Raw genomic sequence first — 22,132 nt, forward strand, 5'->3', positions numbered from 1 at the left:
ATGAAGTAAGTCATGCAGTTTCTTTATTATATTTCATCTTGTACAGAGGAACACCTCTAATAAGCTACTTTGTACTATTCCGATAAGCGGATGGGGTAAGACCCATTGTCTTTTTAAAATACTTAGAGAAATGAGCTAGTTCCATGCCGACTTGCTCCGCAATATCCGAAATGCTGAAATCTGTGTAAGAAAGCTGTCTTTTGGCATGCTCCATTCGTTTCAATTGAACATAGTGCATAGGAGTCACCCCCATGAATCTTTTGAAATAAGGAATGAAATAGTTCGGGTGGAGGTGGACAAGCTCTGCTAAGTCATCAATCTCTAAAGGCTTATTCAGATATTTATCGATGTAATGCAGCACATGAGCCAGCTTGCCTTGGTCACCGGTGTGTATGAATTGAGTCATAAAGTCTGTATCACTACTATCGCTGGATTCTAGACAAGTGGCTATGAGATTGAGCAAACACGCTTGCGTGCGCAGGATAGATAGAACGTCGTCCTTTTGAAATTGTTCGATCATCTCTATGAAGATTGCCCTTATAGAATCTGGATTAGGTGAATCGCAGATGTATAATTTTTTCTCAGCATGGAATAAGGGCCACTCCCCAATATCAGCATCAAAGTGGCAGTAATAACGGATATATGGATCATCAATAGAAGTTTCGGTAGTTTGTGTGCTCCCCGCAGGCATTATCATAAGCTGACCCGGTTTCGGATAATAGGTAATCCCGTTAATAATAACTTTTCCCACGCCCCCGTCTATAAAATACAGCCGATTAAAAGCGGGTGTTTCCAGCGTGCGGTTCCATCCGGGATATCTGTTACTCAGTTGGGCATGGGTCACAGTAACTTTGAGATTCTGCAGGAGACGTCCTGATAAATTACCTGGGTTGTTCATCATCTAACTCCTTTAACGCTCGTATATCCTCATTATAACGGTTCTATTTAACTAAAACATCTTACTTAAATACAAATAAACCTTAATTTCAATCATGTTCATGTCCATAAAATAAGTATATCCTCTAAGCATAACCACTAATAAGGAAGTGACCAGAGATGAGTACAGTTCGTTATGGAATTATTGGCATTGGAAATATGGGAACGGCACATGCGCAAAGTCTGCTGAGTGAAATTAAGGGGGCCGAACTTACTGCCGTATGTGATATAAGAGAAGAACGTTTGAAATGGGCTGAAGAGCAATTACCTGAGAACATAAGGAAGTATTCAACTCCGAAAGAATTATTCGAATCACGTATCATGGACGCAGTATTAATCTGTACTCCGCATTATGATCACCCTACACTTGCGATAGCGGCTTTTGAACATGGTTATCATGTATTGGTGGAGAAGCCTGCAGGTGTTTATACGAAAGCTGTTCAACAGATGAATGATGCTGCAGCGAAGTCTGGCCGCAAATTTGGAATGATGTACAATCAGCGTACTAATCCTTTGTATCAGAAGCTGAGAGATCTTATTCAGTCTGGTGAATTAGGTGAGATCCGCCGGACGAATTGGATCATTACCGACTGGTATCGATCGCAGAATTATTACAACTCCGGTGGCTGGCGGGCTACATGGGCGGGTGAAGGTGGCGGAGTATTACTTAATCAGGATCCGCATCAGTTAGATTTATGGCAGTGGACAACAGGTATGATGCCGAAGCGGATAAGAGCATTTTGCCACTTTGGAAAATATCGCAACATTGAGGTTGAAGATGATGTAACCGCTTATGTGGAATATGAGAATGGAGCTACGGGTTTGTTTATTACTACAACTGGAGAGGCACCGGGGACCAATCGTTTTGAAATCAATGGCGATAATGGAAAAATAGTAGTGGAAGACGGGAAGCTGACCTTTTGGCGTTTACGTACACCTGAGCCTCAGTTCAACGCAGAATTTACAGGAGGATTCGGTAGTCCAGAGTGTTGGAAATGTGAGATTCCAGTAGAAAATGGCGGAGGGGAGCAACATAAAGGGATTCTACGGAACTTTACGAATGCCATTTTACATGATGAGGTATTACTTGCTCCCGGGGAGGAAGGGATTAAGGGACTAACCCTTTCAAATGTCATGTATTTATCGGCTTGGACGGACAATTGGGTGGAGCTTCCGATAGATTCGGATTTATTCTATGAGAAACTAATGGAAAAAGTAAAAAATTCGACTTTCCAAAAGGAAATCTCAGAATCTAAAGCATTGAATGTTAAAGGAACTCATTAAATCGAAGGAGAGAGGTTAAATCCTATGAAACGTTCAACGATTGCGGCACAAATGTACACATTACGTGATTTTACTCAAACGGCGGAGGATTTAAGCACAACTTTTCAAAAGGTATCAGCAATGGGCTATGAGAGTATTCAGATTTCATCCATCGGACCGATTGATCCGAAGCTAGTTAAAAAGTATGCGGATGAAGCAGGGCTGGCCATATGTGCGACTCATGTGTCATGGGAGAGGTTAGTGAATGATCTGGTCGCTCTTGCCGCAGAGCATAAGTTGTGGAATTGCAAATACATTGGACTTGGAAGTTTACCGGAAGAATTTCGTACTGGAATTGAAAGCTACCGGAAATTTGCAAAATTGATATCTGAAATTGCAATAACACTCAAAGAACAACACGGTCTGCAATTTGTTTATCATAATCATGATTTTGAATTTGAACGTTTTGACGGTATTACTGGAATGGAAGTATTGCTCAATGAGACGGACCCTGCAGTTGGTTTCATTCTTGATCTATATTGGGTTCAGGCAGGCGGGGCAAGTCCAGTGGAATGGATACGTAAAGTTGAAGGCAGAATGCAGGTCGTGCATTTAAAGGATATGGCGATTATAGACAGACAGCAAGTCTTTGCTGAGATCGGTGAAGGAAATATGAACTACGGTGAGATTATTACAGCTTGCCGTGGAACAGGTGTTGAATGGTATGTAGTGGAGCAAGATGTTTGCCGTCGTGATCCTTTTGAGAGTCTGGAGATTAGTCTGCGCTATCTGCTTAATCTTTTATAATATCACTTAGAAGCTATTAGGAGGATTCTGATGAATAGAAAAGATGGAATGAACTATGCCCCCACGTATGAAGTTAAACCAATTGTAAAGCCAGGTGAATTCATCTTCGCTGCGATTGCACTAGATCACGGTCATATTTACGGAATGTGTAACGGGCTCGTTGAGGCAGGGGCAGAGTTGAAATGGGTATATGATCCGGATGATGAGAAAGTTAGAGCTTTCATAGCCAAATATCCTGGAGCTAGGGCTGCTGAGACTATGGATGAAATATTGGGGGATCCAGAGGTTCGCTTAATTGCGGCGGCAGCGGTTCCTTCAGAGAGAGGACCTTTAGGAAATAAGGTTATGGCTCATGGGAAGGATTATTTTACGGATAAGACCCCTTTTACAACACTTGAACAACTAGATGATGCTAGAGCTATGGTCGCAGCAACCAATAAAAAGTACATGGTTTACTATAGTGAACGTCTTCATGTTGAAAGCGCAATCTATGCGGGACAGTTGATCCGTCAGGGGGCGATTGGTCGTGTTCTTCAAGTCATTGGATTAGGACCGCATCGTTTAAATGCTTCTAGTCGCCCGGAATGGTTCTTCAAGCGGGATAAATATGGCGGAATCCTAAGTGATATCGGCAGCCATCAAATCGAACAATTTTTGTATTATGCAGATTGTCAGGATGCTTCGATTGTACACAGTAAGGTAGCTAATTATAATCATCCATCTTACCCTGAATTGGAGGACTTTGGTGATGCGACGCTTGTCGGAGACAATGGTGCAACCCAGTATTTTCGAGTAGATTGGTTTACACCTGATGGGCTCGGAACCTGGGGAGATGGACGTACAATGATCATGGGGACTGAAGGCTACATTGAATTGCGAAAATATACAGATGTCGGGCGTTCTAATACAACAGATCATGTGTACTGGGTGAACGGAGAAGGGGAGCATTATGAACATGTGGCTGGAAAAGTTGGTTTTCCGTTCTTTGGTGAGCTTATCCTCGATTGTTTGAACCGGACGGAGCAGTCGATGACACAGGCGCATGTTTTTAAGGCTGCTGAACTATGTCTGATGGCTCAAGCTCAAGCGATGAATCTAACCCCTGATCAACTAAAATAGCGAATGGAACGATTATAGGAGGGTGGAATAGATGACTACACTTGGAGCAGCGATTATTGGCTGCGGGGCGATTTATCCTCTCCATGCTAAAGCGATATCAGCTATAACAGATGTAAATCTCCTTACTGTTGTAGATATTGATGCTGATAAAGCTAAACTAGCGGGAATAGAATACGCCTGCCATGTCACTGATGATTATAGGGAAATACTCAATGATAATCGTATTGACGTTGTACATCTCTGTACACCTCATTATCTTCATGCAGAAATGGCTGTAGAGCTATTGCATGCAGGGAAGCATGTGTTAACTGAAAAACCAATCGCCGTTGACCTTCCTTCAGCCAAGCTTATGTTGGATGCAGCGGAAAAGAGTTCAGGCCAGCTTGGTGTGGTGTTCCAGAACCGTTATAATGATGCATCGATCTATATTAAGAAGACGATTGATTCTGGCGCTTTAGGAAAACTGCTTTGTATGAAGGGGATCGTAACCTGGCACCGAAATGAAAGTTATTACAGAGATAGTAACTGGAGAGGAAGATGGTCCACGGAAGGCGGAGGGGTTCTAATTAATCAGACCATTCATACCCTGGACTTACTCCAGTGGTTTGGGGGGGAGATAACCTCTGTGAAAGGCAGTATTACCACGGATGTGCTGGATGATGTCATTGAAGTAGAAGATACCGCACATGCTTGCATCGACTTCTCCACTAATGTTCGTGGGTTATTTTATGGTACGAATGCCTATCTTGAGAACTCTCCGGTCGAGTTGGAGCTAGTCTTTGAAAAGGGAACGCTTACCCTTCGTAGAGACTACTTGTATCTTTGGAAAGATGGGAAGGAAAGCTTGGTTTGTCAACCTATTTTCAGTCCTACCGAAGGTAAGTCGTATTGGGGGACTGGGCATAAAAGACTGATTGAGGACTTCTATGACCATATTTTTAGTGGACGAAAGTTTTGGCTTGATGGTTCTGAAGGGATAAAGGCACTGGAGCTTGTGAAGGCTATTTACAGCTCATCACAGAGGAATAAATAATCATTAATATAGTAAAGCTGTTCCAAAAGTAGATTTATCTACAAATGAGACAGCTTTTTCGCGTTTAGGGACTTCCCACATTTGGTTAAACACTAAGAAGACTACGACTTGCAGAGGGAGATGGATTTGATTAATTCTCCTTAGTGGAATAATCTAAAGTAAGTATAGGTTATTAACAGCAAGATATCTGGAGGGTGCATACAATATGGAGAAAATACTACAGAACATTAGAACGAACACCAAACTAATTTCCATTGTGCAGACCATTGTTTTTGTCTTTGTCATATTATACGTACTGATGTTTCTTTCTGGTGGATTATTCACCACCTTTTTTATTATGCTCATTGCTTGTTTTGTTAGTGTGATCGCTGCTTTACTCATGCTAATTCGAAAAAGCTTCTTATGGGCAATTGTTGATCTTGCTGCTGCGGGCAGTATGTTCATTTATTTTATTTATAATGCTTAACTGTTATTAATCCTTGCAAGAAGCGGGTTTATGGATGTAGCTTAAGTTCCTTAACCTGGAGGACTTATTTCTCTCTTTTTTGCAAGCTTTTAAATAATTTATTTTTTTCATATAATAGTAGATATTAAATTTATAAATAATTGTAATACACTCGGATAAGGGTATAATTGAGACAGAAAAGGTGTGACGCCTAAGAAGGAGCGCCCACATCCTTTCTGCAAAATTCAGGGGATAAGGATGGTAATAATGGGCAAAAGTGCAACTGAAACAGACGTCATTTTAATTGGTGCTGGAATCATGAGTGCGACTTTAGGAACACTTTTAAAAGAATTAATGCCGGATTGGAAGATTAAAGTGTTTGAAAAGCTCGAGAATGCAGGTGAGGAAAGCTCGAATGAATGGAATAATGCAGGAACTGGACATGCGGCGCTCTGCGAGCTTAACTACACTGTCGAAAAATCCGATGGAACCGTAGATATAAGTAAAGCTATCCAAATTAATGAACAGTTTCGGCTTTCATTGCAATTTTGGTCTTATTTAGTAAATCGTAAGCTGATACATAATCCGCAGGACTTTATCATGCCATTGCCCCATATGAGTTTGGTATTAGGTGAGAAAAATGTTGCTTTTTTGAAGAGAAGATTTGAAGCGCTGTCAAAAAATCCTTTGTTTCAGGGGATGGAATTCTCTGATGATTACAGTAAATTAATGGAATGGATACCACTTATTATTAAAGACCGTCCATCGAATGAACCTATAGCAGCAACAAAAATTGACACTGGCACGGATGTTAACTTTGGTGCTTTAACGCGCATTTTATTTGACCATTTAAAGAGTAAGAATGTTGACCTTCATTATAAACATAGTGTGGAAGGAATCAAACGTGCTAGCGATGGCTTGTGGGAGTTGAAAGTGAAAAACGACAGGGGAACCATCGAACACCATACTGCAAAATTTGTCTTTGTCGGTGGTGGGGGAGGAAGCCTGCATATCCTGCAAAAGTCCGGAATTCCTGAAGGGAGACATATTGGAGGATTCCCGATTAGCGGAATATTTATGGTGTGTAATAAACCAGAAGTTATCGAGCAGCATCATGCAAAAGTTTACGGGAAAGCTAAGGTTGGAGCGCCTCCGATGTCTGTCCCGCATCTGGACACCAGATTTATAGACAACAAAAAATCATTGCTTTTTGGACCGTTTGCCGGCTTTTCACCAAAATTTCTAAAAACCGGTTCAATGTTTGATTTGATAACTTCCGTAAAACCGGATAATCTTCTAACCATGCTGTCGGCAGGTGCAAAGAACATGTCCTTGACCAAATACCTGATCGAGCAAGTGTTGTTATCGAAAGAAAAGCGTATGGAAGAATTACGAGAGTTTATTCCGAATGCTAAAATCGAAGATTGGGATTTAGTCGTGGCAGGCCAACGCGTGCAGGTTATCAAAGATACAGATGACGGCAAAGGTATCCTTCAGTTTGGTACAGAGGTAATTAGCGCAGAAGACGGTTCGATTGCAGCATTACTAGGAGCTTCTCCAGGTGCTTCTACGGCTGTTCACGTGATGCTTGAAGTACTTAATAAATGTTTCCCTCAACATATAAAAGAGTGGGAACCGAAAATTAAAGAAATGATTCCTTCTTATGGCTTATCACTACTGGAAAATCCAGAGCTTTTGCAAGAAGTGCACACATTAACGGCAACTACATTGGGTCTAGGTGGAAAAGAGCGAGTGCATAGCTAAGCAATGATCAATCGCTCGAAAGTATGATAATTGACAGATATTTTCTTCAAGAAAGCCTATGGATTTCATTCATAGGTTTTTTGTTTAGGGAATTCGAAAAGAAAGAAGGGGGAGTGCACATGAAACGAGGCATCATTTTTAAGATTCCTAATGAATACGGGAAAATACTTGGAGATCTATTAAAGCCATTTAATATTGAATCATTCAATTGGTATATAGGTGGCGAGGAGTCTTATTTTATCCAAAACGATACATTAGGGGAGCTCATGTTCCATGAAGACATATATGGAATGGACGGCAGAGACCTGAAGGAACTGATGGAGAATAACGAATACTATATCATCTTTGCGAACTTCAAGGCTTTTCTACGAGAGAAGGATGTAATTGATGTTCAGACCTATGAGGAGTTCTTAAATAGTGATTGCCAGCTTGTACTTTTAGTCGTCGATTGTGAATATGCTACAGTTTATTGTAAAGACCAAGGGAAGCTTGAAGCACTGTGCCATAACGCAATTTCAAATGGATATGATGATGTTCAGTACATTACGAATGAGAATGACTTCAGAACAAGATTATCAGTATGGTAGAAAGAAACCGTAAGGTTGATTTGACGAACAAATCATACGTTTGTTACAATGGCCCCATCAATTAGGAAAAGGATGAGGACGATGGTTCGTCGTTTGAAACGGTTTAAGAATGTCGCTACTGTATCAAGCTTCTAAGTATAAATGCTATAAATTACTTAGAAGCGAGGGAAAAGAATGAAACAACAGTTGTTTAACCACTGGTCAGAAACGAAGTATTTAAAGGATATTGTCACCAACCCAATGATTGAGGTAGGGGATTACTCGTACTACTCTGGGTATTACGATAATCATCATTTTGAAGACGGGTGCGTCAGATATCTTTGGGGAGACGAAACGTCAAGAAAGTTATTTAACCCGATCGAAGATTTTGGGTGGCATTTAGATAAATTGATTATAGGAAATTATGTTTGTATTGCAAGTGGTGTAATTATTTTAATGGGAGGAAATCACAATCATCATCCTGAATGGATTACCGTGTATCCTTTTGTGGACCAGATTGAAACCTCTTACGAACCCAAAGGGGATACGATCATAGAAAGTGATGCTTGGATCGGGATGAATGCAATGATTATGCCAGGTGTGAAAATAGGAGAAGGTGCTATTGTTGCAGCAGGCTCGGTTGTTGTAAAGGACGTTCCACCATATACAATAGTAGGTGGCAATCCTGCTAAAGAGATTAGAAAAAGATTTACAGATCGTGAAATCGAAAAATTAAAGGAAATGCGTTGGTTTGATTGGAAACGTGAGAAAATTGAACAAGCTACGTCTATCTTTTCAAGTTCATCGATTGATCAATTATATGAGTTTTATCTAAGGGAAATAAATTCATAACACAATCAGAACAGGCTGCCGCAATTATTCGGCAGCCTGTTCTTTTACCAGTTAAGGCAGTTTAACAATAATTGTTATTTACCAGATTAATCCTAATTAGTATGATAATATGAATGGGCTCATCTAATCTCTTGGGAGGAAAGTGTGCTAGATATATGAAATATATTGAATTTGGTCTAGGCAATACATGGTTTATTAGAACCGAAACGGAGTTAGAGGATGGAAATGAATTTGAAGAAAAAGGAATTGTGAAACCGGTAAGGTTCCATTCTCTATATATCAGGATTTGGATTGGTAAAACTGTAGTAGTCCTAGACTTAAAACAAGGTTTTAAAATAAGTAAGAAAAGTTATAACGCGTTTAAGATTATTTTTGGTATAACAAGTCTCTAGAATAGAGGAGCATACATATAACGACAAGATGGAGGAAACTATGGATAAAATATTAAATGAAATAGCCAATTTGATAAGCATTGAGGAAAAAAGAGTTATTATTGGGATTTCGGGTCATGGTGCATCTGGAAAGACAACATTTGCTCATAATCTCTTAAAGCGTCTGGGTCATGAGAAAGTGAATTATATGAATACTGATCCCTATATTATCGGCTCACACCTTAGAAAGTACACTGTAATCGATTATGAATATAACAATGAACGTCATCGTAATAAAATGACAGCTTGTCATCCTTCTGCTCATAATATATCTGCTCTAGAGAGAGACATCCGAATGATGCGAGATGGTTTAGATTTTTATACAATAGACACCAATTATTTAAAGAGTACAAGGATAACTTCACAAAACAGAGTGAATATTGTAGAGGGCATGAGCATTGCTTTTGCAGACTCGAATTTGTTTGATCTGAAGGTTTACTTATATACGGATGGAGACACTGAATTGATGAGAAGGAGTACACGTGATGTCTTTGAAAGAGGAACAGACATCAAATATTTAAGGAAATCACATGAAGATCGTAGAATTCAATATGAGTTATTTATGCATCCTTTTCATCGAAACTTTGATATCATTATAAAAAATTCCAATGAAGGTTATATTCTTGAAAATGAATGTAGGAGGGAAAAGCCACCGACAAACTAGATGGGTATACATAACTATCTATTCAGGATTTAACTACATAAGAAATAACTATCGTTTTTAAAATTAGAAGCATGAGCTCGATAAAAAGATTTCCGAATAATGCAACCAAATAGATAAAGACGAATTTTCACTCCATTTCGAGTAAGAATTCGCCTTTTTTTACTGTAAAAAAACCATTATCCTTGCATGTATATGCCAAGTCTAAGCTCAAATCAGAACTATTGACACAAAAGTGTATTACAGGTATAGTACATAAATAAGATGTATGAACCACTTAGTACACACACTTAGTATATGGAGTTGGTTGTATGACAGAAGAACAAAAATCAGGTGTCAGCTTTAATATTCGAGAACCGGTATATATTCAAGTTGTCCGTTACTTTAAAGAACAGATTGCTACAGGGCAAATCGGAGCAGGAGACAAGATTCCTTCACGGCGTGAACTGGCATCAGTAATGAAGATTAATGCGAACACGGCACAGAAGGCATATAAGGAAATGGAGGAACAGGGTTTGATCGTAACAGAAGGAAATTCCCCAAGTCGAATTACACAGGATCAGCAAGTACTAAGCTCGATTCGTGCTGAATTAATCGAAAGTGCAGTAGATATATTCATCGGTTCCATTCGAAATATTCAAATTCCAGTTGAAGAACTGGTAGACATCATAAAGACAAAATATACATCAGAGCGATCTCCAGAGGGTGGTGACACAAGATGATCCAAGTGAATCAGATGGTGAAGAATTATGGATTCAAGAAGGTACTAAATGGCGTTAGCTTTACAGCAGCCAAGGGAGAGATCACCTGCCTGATCGGAATCAATGGTGCCGGAAAGTCAACGGTGCTGAAGTCCATCATGGGACTGACACCATACAAAGGTGAAGTCTTAATCGATAATGCATCACTAACACCTGCGATGTATGAGAAAATGACTTTTATTCCTGATTCGTTAACGATGCCCTCCAATATGCGAATTGCTGATTGCTTCAGCTTTATGGCTGACTTTTATCGGAATTGGAACGCTGAACGTGCAGAGGAATTGCTTAAGTTCTTCCAACTGAGCTCTTCGGATCGCGTATCCTCATTATCAAAGGGGATGGCTGCGAAGTTAAATTTGTTGCTCGGGCTTGCCTTGGATTGTGATTACATCCTAATGGACGAACCGTTCTCGGGGATTGATATGTTCAGTCGCGAGCAAATTACTGATGTATTCACGAGTGAATTGATAGAGGATCGTGGTGTGATTATTACAACTCATGAAATTAACGATATTGAGCATTTAATTGATAAAGCGGTCTTGCTACAGCACGGGAAGGTAGAACGTGAATTCTATTGTGAAGAAGTTCGCGAGCAGGAAGGTAAGTCCATTACGGACGTAATGAGAGAGGTGTACATAAAATGAGAGCTTTTGTGAAGCTATTGAATTTTGAAATGAACCGATTTGCCAAAATATATATTGGACTCATGTTGCTGACAGTCGCCTTGCAACTTGTAGCAGTCACCCTCGGTGCTAATCATTGGCTAGATTCTGCGAATGAAGCAATGAGAGTGAATCAATGGACCCTTGAGCAATATCACAATGTGACTGGAAATATTCAGCTAAACAGTATGATGTATGCTCGCTATAATGGACTTCTATATTTCGGACCCATATTTTTGAGCATCACAGTGTTGCTAATATATAGCTGCTTCATCTGGTACCGCGACTGGAGAGGTAAAAATACGATAGTATATCGCCTGCTGACGTTGCCATACAATCGGGCGAGTTTATATTTTGCCAAGCTGGTTACGATCTTGCTATTCGCATTTGGATTTGTCGCCTTGCAGATTATCCTTGTTCCACTGGAGCGTTTGATAGCACAGTCGATTCTTCCTGCTGAATTATATCGGAACATCTCGGTATTTGATTTTTTGAAGTATCCTACTGTGCTTAAAGTTCTGGTTCCGCCTTACTTTTCTGAGTTTGTACTATACTATGGACTGGGCATTATTGGCTTGATCGTCTTGTTCACTGTGATTCTAATCGAGCGGAGCTACAGACTGAACGGGATTGGCTTTATCGTACTATATTTAGCGGTTCTGGCTGGACTAGCCTCAATACCATTTCTTATGGGTTATAGCAGTTACGACAGCTACTTCTATTCAGGTGAAATCATAGGCGCTTGTCTCGGATTAATAGTGATCATTGTTGGAGGTTCGCTTTGGTACAGCTTGTATCTATTGCGTAAGAAAATATCGGTATAATTGAAGGGGTATGGAGGTTAAGGAATGAGAAAATATATGGTTACCGCCGTTCTTTTAGTGTTTACGGTTGTTACAATCGGGACGTATTATGTACAAGCTGCACAAGAGACACCACCTAATTATAAGCTGACGACGGTTAAAGGGGATGCTTCCCTCGTTGAAGGTATAGCGGTATACGGAAACTACGTGATTAAGGATAGTACTTTTGGCATCAAACGAGCTTATATCACGACAAATGGTACAGATTATCCAGATGAAAAGTCGGCGATTAGCCAAAGCTTAAATCGAAGACCAATGAAAACGCAATTGGATCAGTGGATTGAAGAGCATCGTCAGTTCATGCGCGGTAAGACAAACACATCTGGTTTCTATGAGAATGAGGAAATGCTTGCTTATGTTAAGGCGACAGTAGATACGAAGCGATCAAATGATTCATCAGCGAAGAAATATGCAAAGCTTAGTATTTCTGTACTCAACAAGCAGAAGAACAATACGCTTGAAATCACATCTGACATCAATGTAGATCATGATATTTCAGATATGTATGTACAAAATGTACAGCTTATTGATCAGCAGCTTGTTGCTATGGTGTTTATGAATCACAGTGCCAAAGGTTATGTTTCTGAACCGCAGATCCTCCGTGTCAATCTAGCCACAAAAGAGATTAAGAATGAGCCGCTCGCGTTACCAGGCGGTAAATCTGTAGCAGCAGACGGGGATACTCAATATGCATGGCTAGCCAATCAAAATCTGGAGCACACTGAGCAATGGATTTTAAGGATTAGTAGAGATAATCATAGAAAGGCATATCAAGTGGATGTTAAGACAGGACAAATCTCTCCACTCACATTCCAAGGGCATGAAATGTTATTGAATAATATTATGTACGCCTATGGACAGAAAATTTATTTCCTGCAAAAAGCTGTATCGAGTAAGGAAAATATAGGATTCACTGTTATTTCTTACGATCTCGTGAGTAATGAATATGAGACTACTCTGAAGAATACAAATATAGATTTAAGTGAAAACATTACCTATGCTTTTAAACAAGACCATCTCTATATTATGGGTTATAAGAATTTCAAAGGTAATCGTCTATATGTATTCAATTTGATAAGCGGTAACCTTGAGTACGAAGGAAAAGTAATATCAACAGAGGCCGCAAATCAGGCTGAAGATGAAGCTGAAATGGATTTGAATTTTATCGATCTCGGTCAGTTCTAGCATTATTTTTAGAATAAAAAAAGACATAAAGAGACATAAAGAGATATGAAAAGGTGACAAAGGCCGGGCTAATGACTTTTAATAGTCAATTAGTTCGGCCTTTTAGTCGTGAAATTTATAACAGTCATTAAACACTGTTTTTCACTATTTTTCGATTAAAATATATTGTAAAACGATAAACTTTATGTTAGATTCAATTTTGAAAATAACTTTGTGAGGTGTGCTTTATGAAACTTGGATCAACGCTTTTTTTAAGGATAGCTGTTGTTCTTATTGGACTTCCAGTTCTTGCGTTGTGTATAATTTTCGTGCCTGCGATTTCGAATTATGCAGCAGAATTATACCCTGATCAAACCTATATTAAATATCTCTTGTACATTGATTTATATGCATCGGCGATACCTTTTTACTTTGCATTGTATCAAGCGATCAAACTGTTAGGGTATATTGACAACAACAACGCTTTCTCAGAATTATCTGTAAAGGTATTAAAAAATATCAGGAACTGTGCAATTGCAATCAGTGGTATTTATGTTGTGGGATTGCCACTTTTCTATCTCGTCGCGGAGAGAGAGGATGCCCCGGGGTTTATTGTCATTGGGGTGGTTGTGATTTTTGCTTCCATGGTGATTGCAGTGTTTGCTGCGGTGCTCCAAAAGCTTTTGAAGGAAGCTATTGATATAAAATCAGAAAATGACTTAACAGTCTGAGGAGAAAACAATGGCGATTATTATTAATATTGACGTGATGCTGGCTAAAAGAAAAATGAGCGTGACCGAGCTTTCGGAGCGGGTTGGAATAACAATGGCTAACCTGTCTATATTGAAAAATGGAAAGGCGAAAGCGGTTCGATTATCAACATTAGAGGCGATCTGCAAAGCTTTAGATTGTCAGCCTGGCGATATTTTAGAATATAAAAGTGACGAGGAGACTTAAGAAATAAATGAATAGTAGAGGCGGGGCTCTATTCTCAATCTTTATGAGAAGGGGGCCTTTTTGATGTGCAATAATTAGAGGTGAAAAATAATAGGGGATATTAATGATAAATAATAATTGTAATACAATCAAAATATATTGAATAACGATAAATAATGTGATAAATTGAATCCAGATTATTAACTTTGTGAGGTGCAGCTTATGAAACGAGAAACACTCTTTTTAAAGATGGTTGTAATTCTTATTGGACTTCCGGTTCTTGCTTTGTGTATTTTTTGGTTGCCTACGATACCTAACAAGGCAGCTGGAGATTATCCGGTGTATTTGGTCTATCCCGTTCTTATAGGGGTGTATGTAACGGTGATAGCCTATTTTGTAGCTTTATATCAGGCATTAAGACTTCTAAGCTACATAGACAAGAACAAAGCGTTCTCAGAACTATCCATTAAGGCTTTAAAAAATATAATTTACTGTGCAATCATCATCAGTATTTTATATGCGGCGGGTATGCCACTTATTTTCGAAATGGCACAGGAAGCCGATGCACCAGGTCTAATCGTACTTGGACTTGTCATGACTTGTGCTCCAATTGTGATTGCCGTCTTTGCTGCTGTTCTTCAAAAGCTCTTGAAAAATGCCATAGAAATAAAATCAGAAAATGACCTAACCGTCTGAGGTGAAAATAATGGCGATTATAGTGAATATAGATGTGATGTTAGCTAAAAGGAAAATGAGCGTTACAGAGCTTACTGAAAGGGTTGGCATTACAATGGCCAATCTTTCTATATTGAAAAATGGAAAAGCAAAAGCGATCCGATTATCGACGTTTGATGCGATTTGTAAAGCTTTAGAATGTCAGCCTGGAGATATTTTAGAATACCAAAAAGAGTAGCATGACCTGGAAAGGAGAGAGCATCATTGAAATCAACAACGCAGCTTCTGCATTTTGGCTATCATCAGGCGATGAGTTGCATATTTCCTATTGCGATCTTTGGAACTTTAGCGCTCTCTAACGTAATAGATCTGCCTTACATTTACCGATATGATGCCATTCTTATTATATTGCTTACCGTTCAATATCTTATGTACCGTACTGGATTAGAGACGCTAGATGAAATAAAAGTCATTTGTGTATTTCACATTATTGGTTTGCTGCTGGAAATTTATAAGATAAGAATGGGGTCATGGTCATACCCTGAGCCCGGGCTAACTAAGGTGTTTGGAGTACCGCTCTATAGCGGGTTTATGTATGCAAGCGTCGCAAGCTATATGTGTCAAATTTGGCGTAGACTAAAGATGGATATGACGGGCTGGCCGGGACTTGCTGCTGCTGGATCGCTTGGAGTAGCTATCTATCTGAACTTTTTCACGCATCACTTCATTCCTGATTTTCGCTGGTGGCTAAAGGGGCTTGTACTCATTGTTTTTTGGAAAACTTGGATCATTTATCGGGTACGAAACACTACTTATCGGATGCCCTTGACACTGGCATTTTTCTTAGTAGGTTTTTTCATCTGGTTAGCTGAGAACATCGCTACATTCTTTAATGCTTGGAAATATCCTGATCAGAATCAGGTATGGCATGTGGTTAGTGTCAGTAAGATCAGTTCATGGTTCCTTCTGGTTATTATTAGTGTCATTATAGTTGCTCAACTCAAGCATGTTAAAGCTAACCGTAAAGCGAAAGAGTAGCGTATCAGCTTCAAAGGAAATCGTAGAACATGGCATGAGAATAAATTAGTGATGAGGAGGCGATGAGATGAATTATACAGATTTAAAAGAATTGCAGGATGTGTTTTTCTTTGGTCTAATAGAGCCAGAGGTTAATCAACTAAGGCTATCTTTTTGTAAAAGCAAAGCTAGTGATATCACTGAGCCACTTATGGTTAACGAAAAAAGCTCTCCAATAATACAAGTTGATTTTCACTCCTATATTGCATATTCGGTTAGAAATGAATTCTTTACTTCTAGGGATGATTATGAGGAATTTGACGGAAAAACATTTAGGATTTATAAGAAATCAAGGTATCTTGATTTTATTTCTTATGGAATATTCGCATCAAAGGATTTTGTAAGACCGTATAAGCACTATGGTATCTGTTGTATTGACCATGTCGTTGATATTATTTCAACATCGGAGCCTATTGTAAGGGAAACTAAATAGAGTCGTATGAACTTGAGAGATGGAGGGGAACAGATGAAAGAAATAATAAGCATTACAAGACTTACCACAATCGAAGAAGCTGAAATCCTAGATTTAAAATTTGCTGAACACTTTGGATGGTATCAACGCGGAGATTACTATCGTCAATGTCTAGAAGAGAATCAAACGAATAAAAGGGTAACCTTAATTGCGCATTACAATGATTCCGTAGCAGGATGTTGCCATTTACTCTATGAATCAAAATATCCTTTTTTTCGTGAGGATCACATCCCGGAAATTAACGATCTGAATATCTTTCCCGAGTATAGAAGAAAGCAGATTGCGAGCAAATTGTTTGATGAATTAGAACGTATTGCGGCTAAAGACTCTAGATTTATTGGGTTAGGCGTAGGCCTCTATAAGGATTACGGTAATGCGCAAAGAATGTATACTGCTCGCGGTTACATTTTAGACGGTAGAGGAATGATGTATAATAATGTTCCTGTCATACCAGGGCAACCCATCATGGTCGATGATGATCTATTACTTTATTTAACTAAAGATTTACAGAGTAAATTGTAAGTTATATTAATGCAGCCTGGATAACTGATGGCACACATTGTATATGCTTGTCTTTTTTAATGATTAGAGTTATTATGGATTTTCAAAGTCGTTAATGGAGGTGCTGAATGAAATATTCCCAAGCGACAGACTATGCGCTTCATGCAATGCTTTATCTGGTGACGGCAGCGTCCGATAAGCCCGTAGGCGTTCAATTACTTGCTGAGAAGCTGGGTGTTTCGCAAACCTATCTGTCCAAAATGATGACCAAGCTAGTGAAGGCTGGATTGATTCAATCCGCTCCCGGCGCAAACGGTGGCTATCGTCTCAGAAGGAAGTCCGAAGAGATCTCTTTTCTGGATATTATCCATGCGATCGAAGGGACTGCATCTTTATTCGAATGTAGCCTGGATCACGGTAGCGAGTGCCTGATTCAACAGGTTGTGATTGACGCTGAAAGACAGATGGAGCAGTACTTGGAGAACAAGAAAATTGCAGATTTGGCGAAAACAATGAAGACGGAGTAATGATCCGTTCTTTTTTTGGAAACGATTAAAGATAATATAAGTCCGTAATAACTTTAATATAAAGGAGAATGAAATATGACGGAATTCTGGGAATCAAGCTTTATCGAAAAACAAACGATGTGGGGATTTGAACCTGCAGACTCCGCAATCGCCACTAAAGACTTTTTCCTTGAAAAGAACATTAAGGACATATTGGTACCGGGTATTGGCTATGGTAGAAATGCAAAAAAATTTGTTGAGAGTGGAATAAATGTTACAGGTATTGAGATTTCACAAACCGCGATTGATTTGGCGAGAGAAAATGGGCTTGATATTAGCATTTATCATGGTTCAGTGACTGACATGCCTTTTGATAACAAACGTTATGAGGGGATATTTTGCCATGGTCTTATTCATTTGTTGAATAAAAGTGAAAGAGAAAAGTTCATTAAGGATTGCTACAACCAGTTAAAGCCAGGTGGTTATATGATTTTTACAACGGTTTCAAAAAAAGCTCCCATGTTTGGAAAAGGTACTCTATTGGATAGAAATTATTACGAGACAGATTATGGTTTGAAAATATTTTTTTATGATGCTGAATCCATTACACAAGAGTTTGAAACCTATGGACTAGTTGACTTCTCTGAAATTGACGAGCCGCACAAGGACATGATCAATAAACCTTCAATTAATTTTATAATGGTAAAATGTAAGAAAGAACTATAGTATAAATTTGGTATATCGGAGATAATAGTTTTCAAAAGAAGGCAGGTGTTATATTGATGAGCAATATTATTGATTATTACTCTAGCTTTGATGAGTGGGGCAGGCTGGATAGAGAACCCTTAGAGTTCATTATTAATCTCCATTATATCAAGAAATATATGCCGTCAGCTGGAAAGGTGCTGGATAATGGCGCAGGACCCGGTAAATACGCGATGGAACTGGCTAAGCTCGGATATAAAGTAACCCTATCAGACATAACACCTAAATTGGTTGAAATAGCAATGGAAAAGGCAGCTGAACTAGAATTAACGCAGCAATTCGAAGGATTTCATAACTTGAATGCGATAGATTTAGAAGGTATACCTGATGAGAATTATGCTGTTTCTCTGATGCTTGGTCCTTTGTATCATTTGCAGAAGGAAGAGGAACGAATTTCAGCTGTAAAAGAGTTGCATCGCGTGACCGTGCAAGATGGCTTAGTATTTGTAGCTTTTCAAAGTCGAATGAGAATGACCATTAATTCCTTACAATCCCCGCAGCAGTGGAAACCGAACGACAATATGAGCACCATTAATGAATTTTTTGAGAATGGAATCTTTAATCATAGTGACAAGGGCCGGTTTACAGGTGCTTATTATTTTAATATTGATGAGATTCAGCCATTCATGGAAAGGAATGGATTTGAATCTATCGATTTAATTGGATCATCAAGCATTGCAGCCATGTTAACTGCTGAACAGCAGCAGTATTGGACCCGACAAGAGGGGAATGAGCGTTTGATAAATTTCCTCATCTCCAAAGCAAACGATCCCTCAATCTTAGGCATATCATCACATTTGTTATACATCGGTAAAAGAAAATAAAAAAGAGCGTCAGTTTCTTAACTGACGCTCTTTTATTGCGCAACAAAAATGATGGATTGCCTTACCGATGCAGTGTGTAGCGGTTTGCTTTACTCAACCCGCGGATCGTTTCGATTTCCTCTGAAGTTAGAGGGGGAGACTTAATAGCCGTTACATTGTTCTTCAATTGCTCCATACTACTCGCTCCAGGGATAATAACTGCCACAGATGGATGATCTAACGGATAATGCAGTGCCGTTTGTGCTAGGGTTCGAGAGCCTCTCTTTTGTTGCGAAAGCTGATCATGCAGTTGTAGAAGCTCATCACTACTGTAATCTAAGTACTTTTTCTCTGCTTTGCTGCGGCCATTCTCCGAAAGTATGCCACCCGCCAAAGGACCTCGGGCAATTAGACTGATTCCATGCCCGGCCAGCAGAGGGAGAATTTCTTCCTCAGGCCGTCGATCTAAGATGCTGTATTGGCTCATTACACTGACTATGTTTGATCTTTTTACATATTCTCTAATGACATTAGGACGAATAGAAGAGATTCCATAATATCGGATTAGACCCTCTTGTTTAAGTTCTTCAAAGGCTTCAATGGTATCATCCATCGGATCATCAATCGTTCCGCCATGCAGCTGATACAGATCGATATAATCCGTTTGGAGGCGTCTTAGACTGTCTTTGACTGCGGATTTGATATAGAATTTCGATGCATCCCAGCTCCAGCCTTCTTGACCTGGAATTCTGCGGTTGCCCACTTTTGTACTTAATATTACCTCTTCGCGGCGGTGACGAATCGCCTTACCAATGATCTCTTCATTACGACCCTCATCATACAGATCGGCTGTATCTAAAAAGTTAATGCCTTGATCGAGCGCTTCATGGATGATGGAAATGGCCTTTGCCTCGTCCGTACCTAAGGACATGCACCCGAGTCCTACTTCACTTACATACAAATCGGACTGACCCAAGCGATTTTTATTCATAGGTTGTTCCTTTCTAATTCCGTTGATGATTATATTATAACGTCTTAAAGCATTGAATTCGAATATTAATGGTTATTTCCTTTGACTTTATAACCTATAAGGATTATCGTCATAGCATATGTTATTTACTAGATGATGATGGATAGGGAGAGACTTGAACATATGGAACAAGCAATGTTTGCAGGAGGTTGTTTTTGGTGCATGGTTACACCGTTTGAGGAGTTACCAGGTATCCAAGGGATTGTATCGGGATATGCTGGAGGATTAACCGAGAACCCAACTTACGAAGAAGTCAAAACAGGAACAACAGGACATTACGAGGTGGTACAAATTACGTTTGATCCGGCGCTTTTTTCATACGAGAAGCTGCTTGAATTATATTGGCCTCAGATTGATCCCACGGATGATGGCGGACAATTTCAGGATAGAGGAACACAATACCGGACAGCCATCTTTTACTATAACGAAGAACAACGTTTAGCAGCCCTTGCCTCGAAGGAGCAGGTGGCTGTCAGTGGCAGATTCTCAGGACCCGTCGTGACGGAAATCCTTCCTGCGCCAACCTTTTATCGAGCGGAAGAGTATCATCAGGACTATCATCACAAGAATCCCAAGCATTATAAAGAGGATCGTGAGCAATCCGGACGGGATACCTTTATCGCTAAACACTGGTAATCACTTAAATGGAGTTTCTAAAGTAAAAAGAGCATCTTAAGTCGTTTGTGACTTACGGATGCTCTTTTTTGCATCAATATACAAATTTTATATATTTTAAATTCTACATACTTTCTACACATTTATAGACTAAACTACTCTAAATCAAGCGAGAAAATCAAAATGGAGGGTTTAGAATGAAAAAAATCGTACCCATAGTTGCTGTTACAATGCTACTAAGTGCAGTGTTAGTTGGTTGTCAATCTAGCGATAAAGCCAATTCGGGTTCAGATAAGCAAGCTGTTACTTCGACCCTTAAACAACCCTGGATAGCAACAAAAAACACTACACGTATTAACACTTCTGACCCTATTGAGGCAGCCGTTATAGTCTCTCAAACGTTATGGACGGCACAGACCAAGAATAACAGGCCTTCAAGTGTAGTATTAACGGATGTGAGCAATTGGCAGATTGCCGCGGTCAGCGCGGATTTGATTCATCATCCGAACAATGGTCCCATTCTTTTTACAACGAAAGAGGGTGTCCCCGAGGCAACGTTAGCAGAGCTTAAACGATTGAATCCTTTAGGCGCAGAAGGTAATAATGGTGTACAAGTAGTACTCGTCGGACCCATGGCTTCCAATGTCGAACAACAATTAAAGACACAGGATCTGAAAGTAGACCGAATTGAAGGGGACGAGCCGGCAGCTGTAGCACAAGCCATTGATACTTATTATGCAAAAGCTTCCGGTGACCTTCCAAAGGCAGTCATTGTAGGTTCTATGGATAGTCCTGAGTACACACTGCCTGCAGTGAACTGGATCGCCCATATGCCAGAGCCGCTTCTCTATGTAACAAAAGATGAAATTCCAGCCCCTACGGTTGATGCTCTGAAAGATCGTGGAGGTACGGCTACGATTTATATCTTAGGACCTGAAAAAGTTGTATCTACAGCAGTAGAAAAGCAATTACAGGAATTCGGCACAGTAACCCGTATAGCTGGAAAAGACATTTATGAGAACGCCATTGCTTTTGCAACTTTTAAGGACGCCAGCAACGGTTTCGGTTGGGGCATAACAACACCTGGACATAACTTGTCTTTGTTGACTACCGATTCAACGATGTTGGCGATCGCCGCTGCACCTTTTTCACATTTAGGGAAACACGCACCGCTTATTTTTACGGGAAAAGACGGGCTGCCAGATGCAGTGATGGAATATATGATGACCCTTCAACCCAAATTTCAAGATTCACCAGCAGAAGGACCCTATAACCATGCATGGTTAACTGGGGACAGCAATGTAATAAAAGAAAATGCCCAAAGCGAAATCGATGATATGCTGGAAATTTCACCGGCTGCAGGAGGCAATCCGCATTCCGGTCACTAAGAGTACGACAGGCTGGCATCAATAGCGACGATGTCGG

Annotated in this window: 28 protein-coding genes; 26 read left to right on the plus strand and 2 right to left on the minus strand. The window is 39.7% G+C overall.

Annotated features, from left to right (window positions below):
* Window positions 1–64 precede the first annotated feature (64 nt).
* Window positions 65–901, minus strand: coding sequence for a helix-turn-helix domain-containing protein (locus NST74_RS13830; protein WP_341112590.1), 837 nt, complete (start codon window positions 899–901; stop codon window positions 65–67).
* Window positions 902–1,056: 155 nt separating this feature from the next.
* Here NST74_RS13830 and NST74_RS13835 point away from each other — a divergent pair, with 155 nt between their 5' ends.
* The 24 genes from NST74_RS13835 (at window position 1,057) to NST74_RS13950 (ending at window position 19,083) form a co-directional block, all read left to right on the plus strand.
* Window positions 1,057–2,220 carry a Gfo/Idh/MocA family protein gene (locus NST74_RS13835; RefSeq protein ID WP_341112592.1) on the plus strand — a complete coding sequence of 388 codons (1,164 nt, stop codon included), beginning with the start codon at window positions 1,057–1,059 and terminating at the stop codon, window positions 2,218–2,220.
* A gap of 24 nt (window positions 2,221–2,244) precedes the next feature.
* A complete protein-coding gene (locus NST74_RS13840) occupies window positions 2,245–3,006 on the plus strand; it encodes a sugar phosphate isomerase/epimerase family protein (protein ID WP_341112594.1) in 762 nt (253 codons plus the stop codon).
* A gap of 30 nt (window positions 3,007–3,036) precedes the next feature.
* Entirely contained in the window at window positions 3,037–4,125 is a 1,089-nt protein-coding gene (locus NST74_RS13845) for a Gfo/Idh/MocA family protein (RefSeq protein WP_341112596.1), read from the plus strand.
* 31 nt (window positions 4,126–4,156) lie between these two features.
* Window positions 4,157–5,158 carry a Gfo/Idh/MocA family protein gene (locus NST74_RS13850; RefSeq protein ID WP_341112597.1) on the plus strand — a complete coding sequence of 334 codons (1,002 nt, stop codon included), beginning with the start codon at window positions 4,157–4,159 and terminating at the stop codon, window positions 5,156–5,158.
* Window positions 5,159–5,363: 205 nt separating this feature from the next.
* Entirely contained in the window at window positions 5,364–5,624 is a 261-nt protein-coding gene (locus NST74_RS13855; RefSeq protein ID WP_341112599.1) for a hypothetical protein, read from the plus strand.
* A 246-nt stretch (window positions 5,625–5,870) separates the two neighbouring features.
* On the plus strand, window positions 5,871–7,367 hold the full coding sequence (locus tag NST74_RS13860; RefSeq protein ID WP_341112601.1) for a malate:quinone oxidoreductase: 1,497 nt from the start codon (window positions 5,871–5,873) through the stop codon (window positions 7,365–7,367).
* Between the two features lie 119 nt (window positions 7,368–7,486).
* Entirely contained in the window at window positions 7,487–7,954 is a 468-nt protein-coding gene (locus NST74_RS13865; protein WP_341112603.1) for a DUF2691 family protein, read from the plus strand.
* A 174-nt stretch (window positions 7,955–8,128) separates the two neighbouring features.
* On the plus strand, window positions 8,129–8,785 hold the full coding sequence (locus NST74_RS13870) for a CatB-related O-acetyltransferase (RefSeq protein ID WP_341112605.1): 657 nt from the start codon (window positions 8,129–8,131) through the stop codon (window positions 8,783–8,785).
* Window positions 8,786–8,940: 155 nt separating this feature from the next.
* A complete protein-coding gene (locus NST74_RS13875) occupies window positions 8,941–9,177 on the plus strand; it encodes a DUF3977 family protein (RefSeq protein ID WP_341112606.1) in 237 nt (78 codons plus the stop codon).
* A gap of 40 nt (window positions 9,178–9,217) precedes the next feature.
* Entirely contained in the window at window positions 9,218–9,880 is a 663-nt protein-coding gene (locus tag NST74_RS13880; RefSeq protein ID WP_341115890.1) for a uridine kinase family protein, read from the plus strand.
* Window positions 9,881–10,188: 308 nt separating this feature from the next.
* The gene (locus NST74_RS13885; RefSeq protein WP_341112607.1) at window positions 10,189–10,599 is read left to right on the plus strand and encodes a GntR family transcriptional regulator; all 411 of its coding nucleotides are present in this window, start codon (window positions 10,189–10,191) and stop codon (window positions 10,597–10,599) included.
* The gene (locus NST74_RS13890) at window positions 10,596–11,282 is read left to right on the plus strand and encodes an ATP-binding cassette domain-containing protein (protein ID WP_042127447.1); all 687 of its coding nucleotides are present in this window, start codon (window positions 10,596–10,598) and stop codon (window positions 11,280–11,282) included. The genes NST74_RS13885 and NST74_RS13890 overlap by 4 nt, the downstream gene beginning before the upstream one ends.
* On the plus strand, window positions 11,279–12,124 hold the full coding sequence (locus NST74_RS13895; RefSeq protein ID WP_341112610.1) for a hypothetical protein: 846 nt from the start codon (window positions 11,279–11,281) through the stop codon (window positions 12,122–12,124). The genes NST74_RS13890 and NST74_RS13895 overlap by 4 nt, the downstream gene beginning before the upstream one ends.
* Window positions 12,125–12,148: 24 nt before the next feature.
* Window positions 12,149–13,348 carry a hypothetical protein gene (locus NST74_RS13900; protein WP_341112611.1) on the plus strand — a complete coding sequence of 400 codons (1,200 nt, stop codon included), beginning with the start codon at window positions 12,149–12,151 and terminating at the stop codon, window positions 13,346–13,348.
* Between the two features lie 227 nt (window positions 13,349–13,575).
* On the plus strand, window positions 13,576–14,058 hold the full coding sequence (locus NST74_RS13905; RefSeq protein ID WP_341112612.1) for a DUF2975 domain-containing protein: 483 nt from the start codon (window positions 13,576–13,578) through the stop codon (window positions 14,056–14,058).
* A gap of 10 nt (window positions 14,059–14,068) precedes the next feature.
* The gene (locus tag NST74_RS13910) at window positions 14,069–14,284 is read left to right on the plus strand and encodes a helix-turn-helix domain-containing protein (RefSeq protein WP_042127458.1); all 216 of its coding nucleotides are present in this window, start codon (window positions 14,069–14,071) and stop codon (window positions 14,282–14,284) included.
* Window positions 14,285–14,485: 201 nt separating this feature from the next.
* On the plus strand, window positions 14,486–14,959 hold the full coding sequence (locus NST74_RS13915) for a DUF2975 domain-containing protein (protein WP_341112614.1): 474 nt from the start codon (window positions 14,486–14,488) through the stop codon (window positions 14,957–14,959).
* 10 nt (window positions 14,960–14,969) lie between these two features.
* Window positions 14,970–15,176, plus strand: a complete 207-nt coding sequence (locus tag NST74_RS13920; protein WP_341112615.1) for a helix-turn-helix domain-containing protein — start codon at window positions 14,970–14,972, stop codon at window positions 15,174–15,176.
* 26 nt (window positions 15,177–15,202) lie between these two features.
* Window positions 15,203–15,976 carry a DUF817 domain-containing protein gene (locus tag NST74_RS13925; protein ID WP_341112618.1) on the plus strand — a complete coding sequence of 258 codons (774 nt, stop codon included), beginning with the start codon at window positions 15,203–15,205 and terminating at the stop codon, window positions 15,974–15,976.
* A 67-nt stretch (window positions 15,977–16,043) separates the two neighbouring features.
* Window positions 16,044–16,448 carry a hypothetical protein gene (locus tag NST74_RS13930; RefSeq protein WP_042127466.1) on the plus strand — a complete coding sequence of 135 codons (405 nt, stop codon included), beginning with the start codon at window positions 16,044–16,046 and terminating at the stop codon, window positions 16,446–16,448.
* 33 nt (window positions 16,449–16,481) lie between these two features.
* Window positions 16,482–17,009 (plus strand): GNAT family N-acetyltransferase, encoded by a 528-nt coding sequence (locus tag NST74_RS13935; RefSeq protein WP_341112621.1) that lies wholly within the window; start codon window positions 16,482–16,484, stop codon window positions 17,007–17,009.
* Between the two features lie 107 nt (window positions 17,010–17,116).
* Window positions 17,117–17,515, plus strand: coding sequence for an RrF2 family transcriptional regulator (locus NST74_RS13940; RefSeq protein ID WP_042127470.1), 399 nt, complete (start codon window positions 17,117–17,119; stop codon window positions 17,513–17,515).
* 75 nt (window positions 17,516–17,590) lie between these two features.
* Window positions 17,591–18,220, plus strand: a complete 630-nt coding sequence (locus NST74_RS13945) for a class I SAM-dependent methyltransferase (RefSeq protein ID WP_341112623.1) — start codon at window positions 17,591–17,593, stop codon at window positions 18,218–18,220.
* Between the two features lie 56 nt (window positions 18,221–18,276).
* Window positions 18,277–19,083, plus strand: coding sequence for a class I SAM-dependent methyltransferase (locus tag NST74_RS13950; RefSeq protein ID WP_341112624.1), 807 nt, complete (start codon window positions 18,277–18,279; stop codon window positions 19,081–19,083).
* Between the two features lie 61 nt (window positions 19,084–19,144).
* On the opposite strand, the gene NST74_RS13955 is transcribed toward NST74_RS13950, so the two are convergent.
* On the minus strand, window positions 19,145–20,053 hold the full coding sequence (locus tag NST74_RS13955; RefSeq protein ID WP_341112627.1) for an aldo/keto reductase: 909 nt from the start codon (window positions 20,051–20,053) through the stop codon (window positions 19,145–19,147).
* Between the two features lie 162 nt (window positions 20,054–20,215).
* Between NST74_RS13955 and msrA the strand changes: the two genes are divergently transcribed.
* A complete protein-coding gene (gene msrA / locus NST74_RS13960; RefSeq protein WP_076194248.1) occupies window positions 20,216–20,728 on the plus strand; it encodes a peptide-methionine (S)-S-oxide reductase MsrA in 513 nt (170 codons plus the stop codon).
* A gap of 176 nt (window positions 20,729–20,904) precedes the next feature.
* Window positions 20,905–22,095, plus strand: coding sequence for a cell wall-binding repeat-containing protein (locus NST74_RS13965; protein ID WP_341112628.1), 1,191 nt, complete (start codon window positions 20,905–20,907; stop codon window positions 22,093–22,095).
* Window positions 22,096–22,132 lie beyond the last annotated feature (37 nt).

The sequence above is a fragment of the Paenibacillus sp. FSL F4-0125 genome, assembly GCF_038008565.1.
GTDB lineage: Bacteria > Bacillota > Bacilli > Paenibacillales > Paenibacillaceae > Paenibacillus_AQ.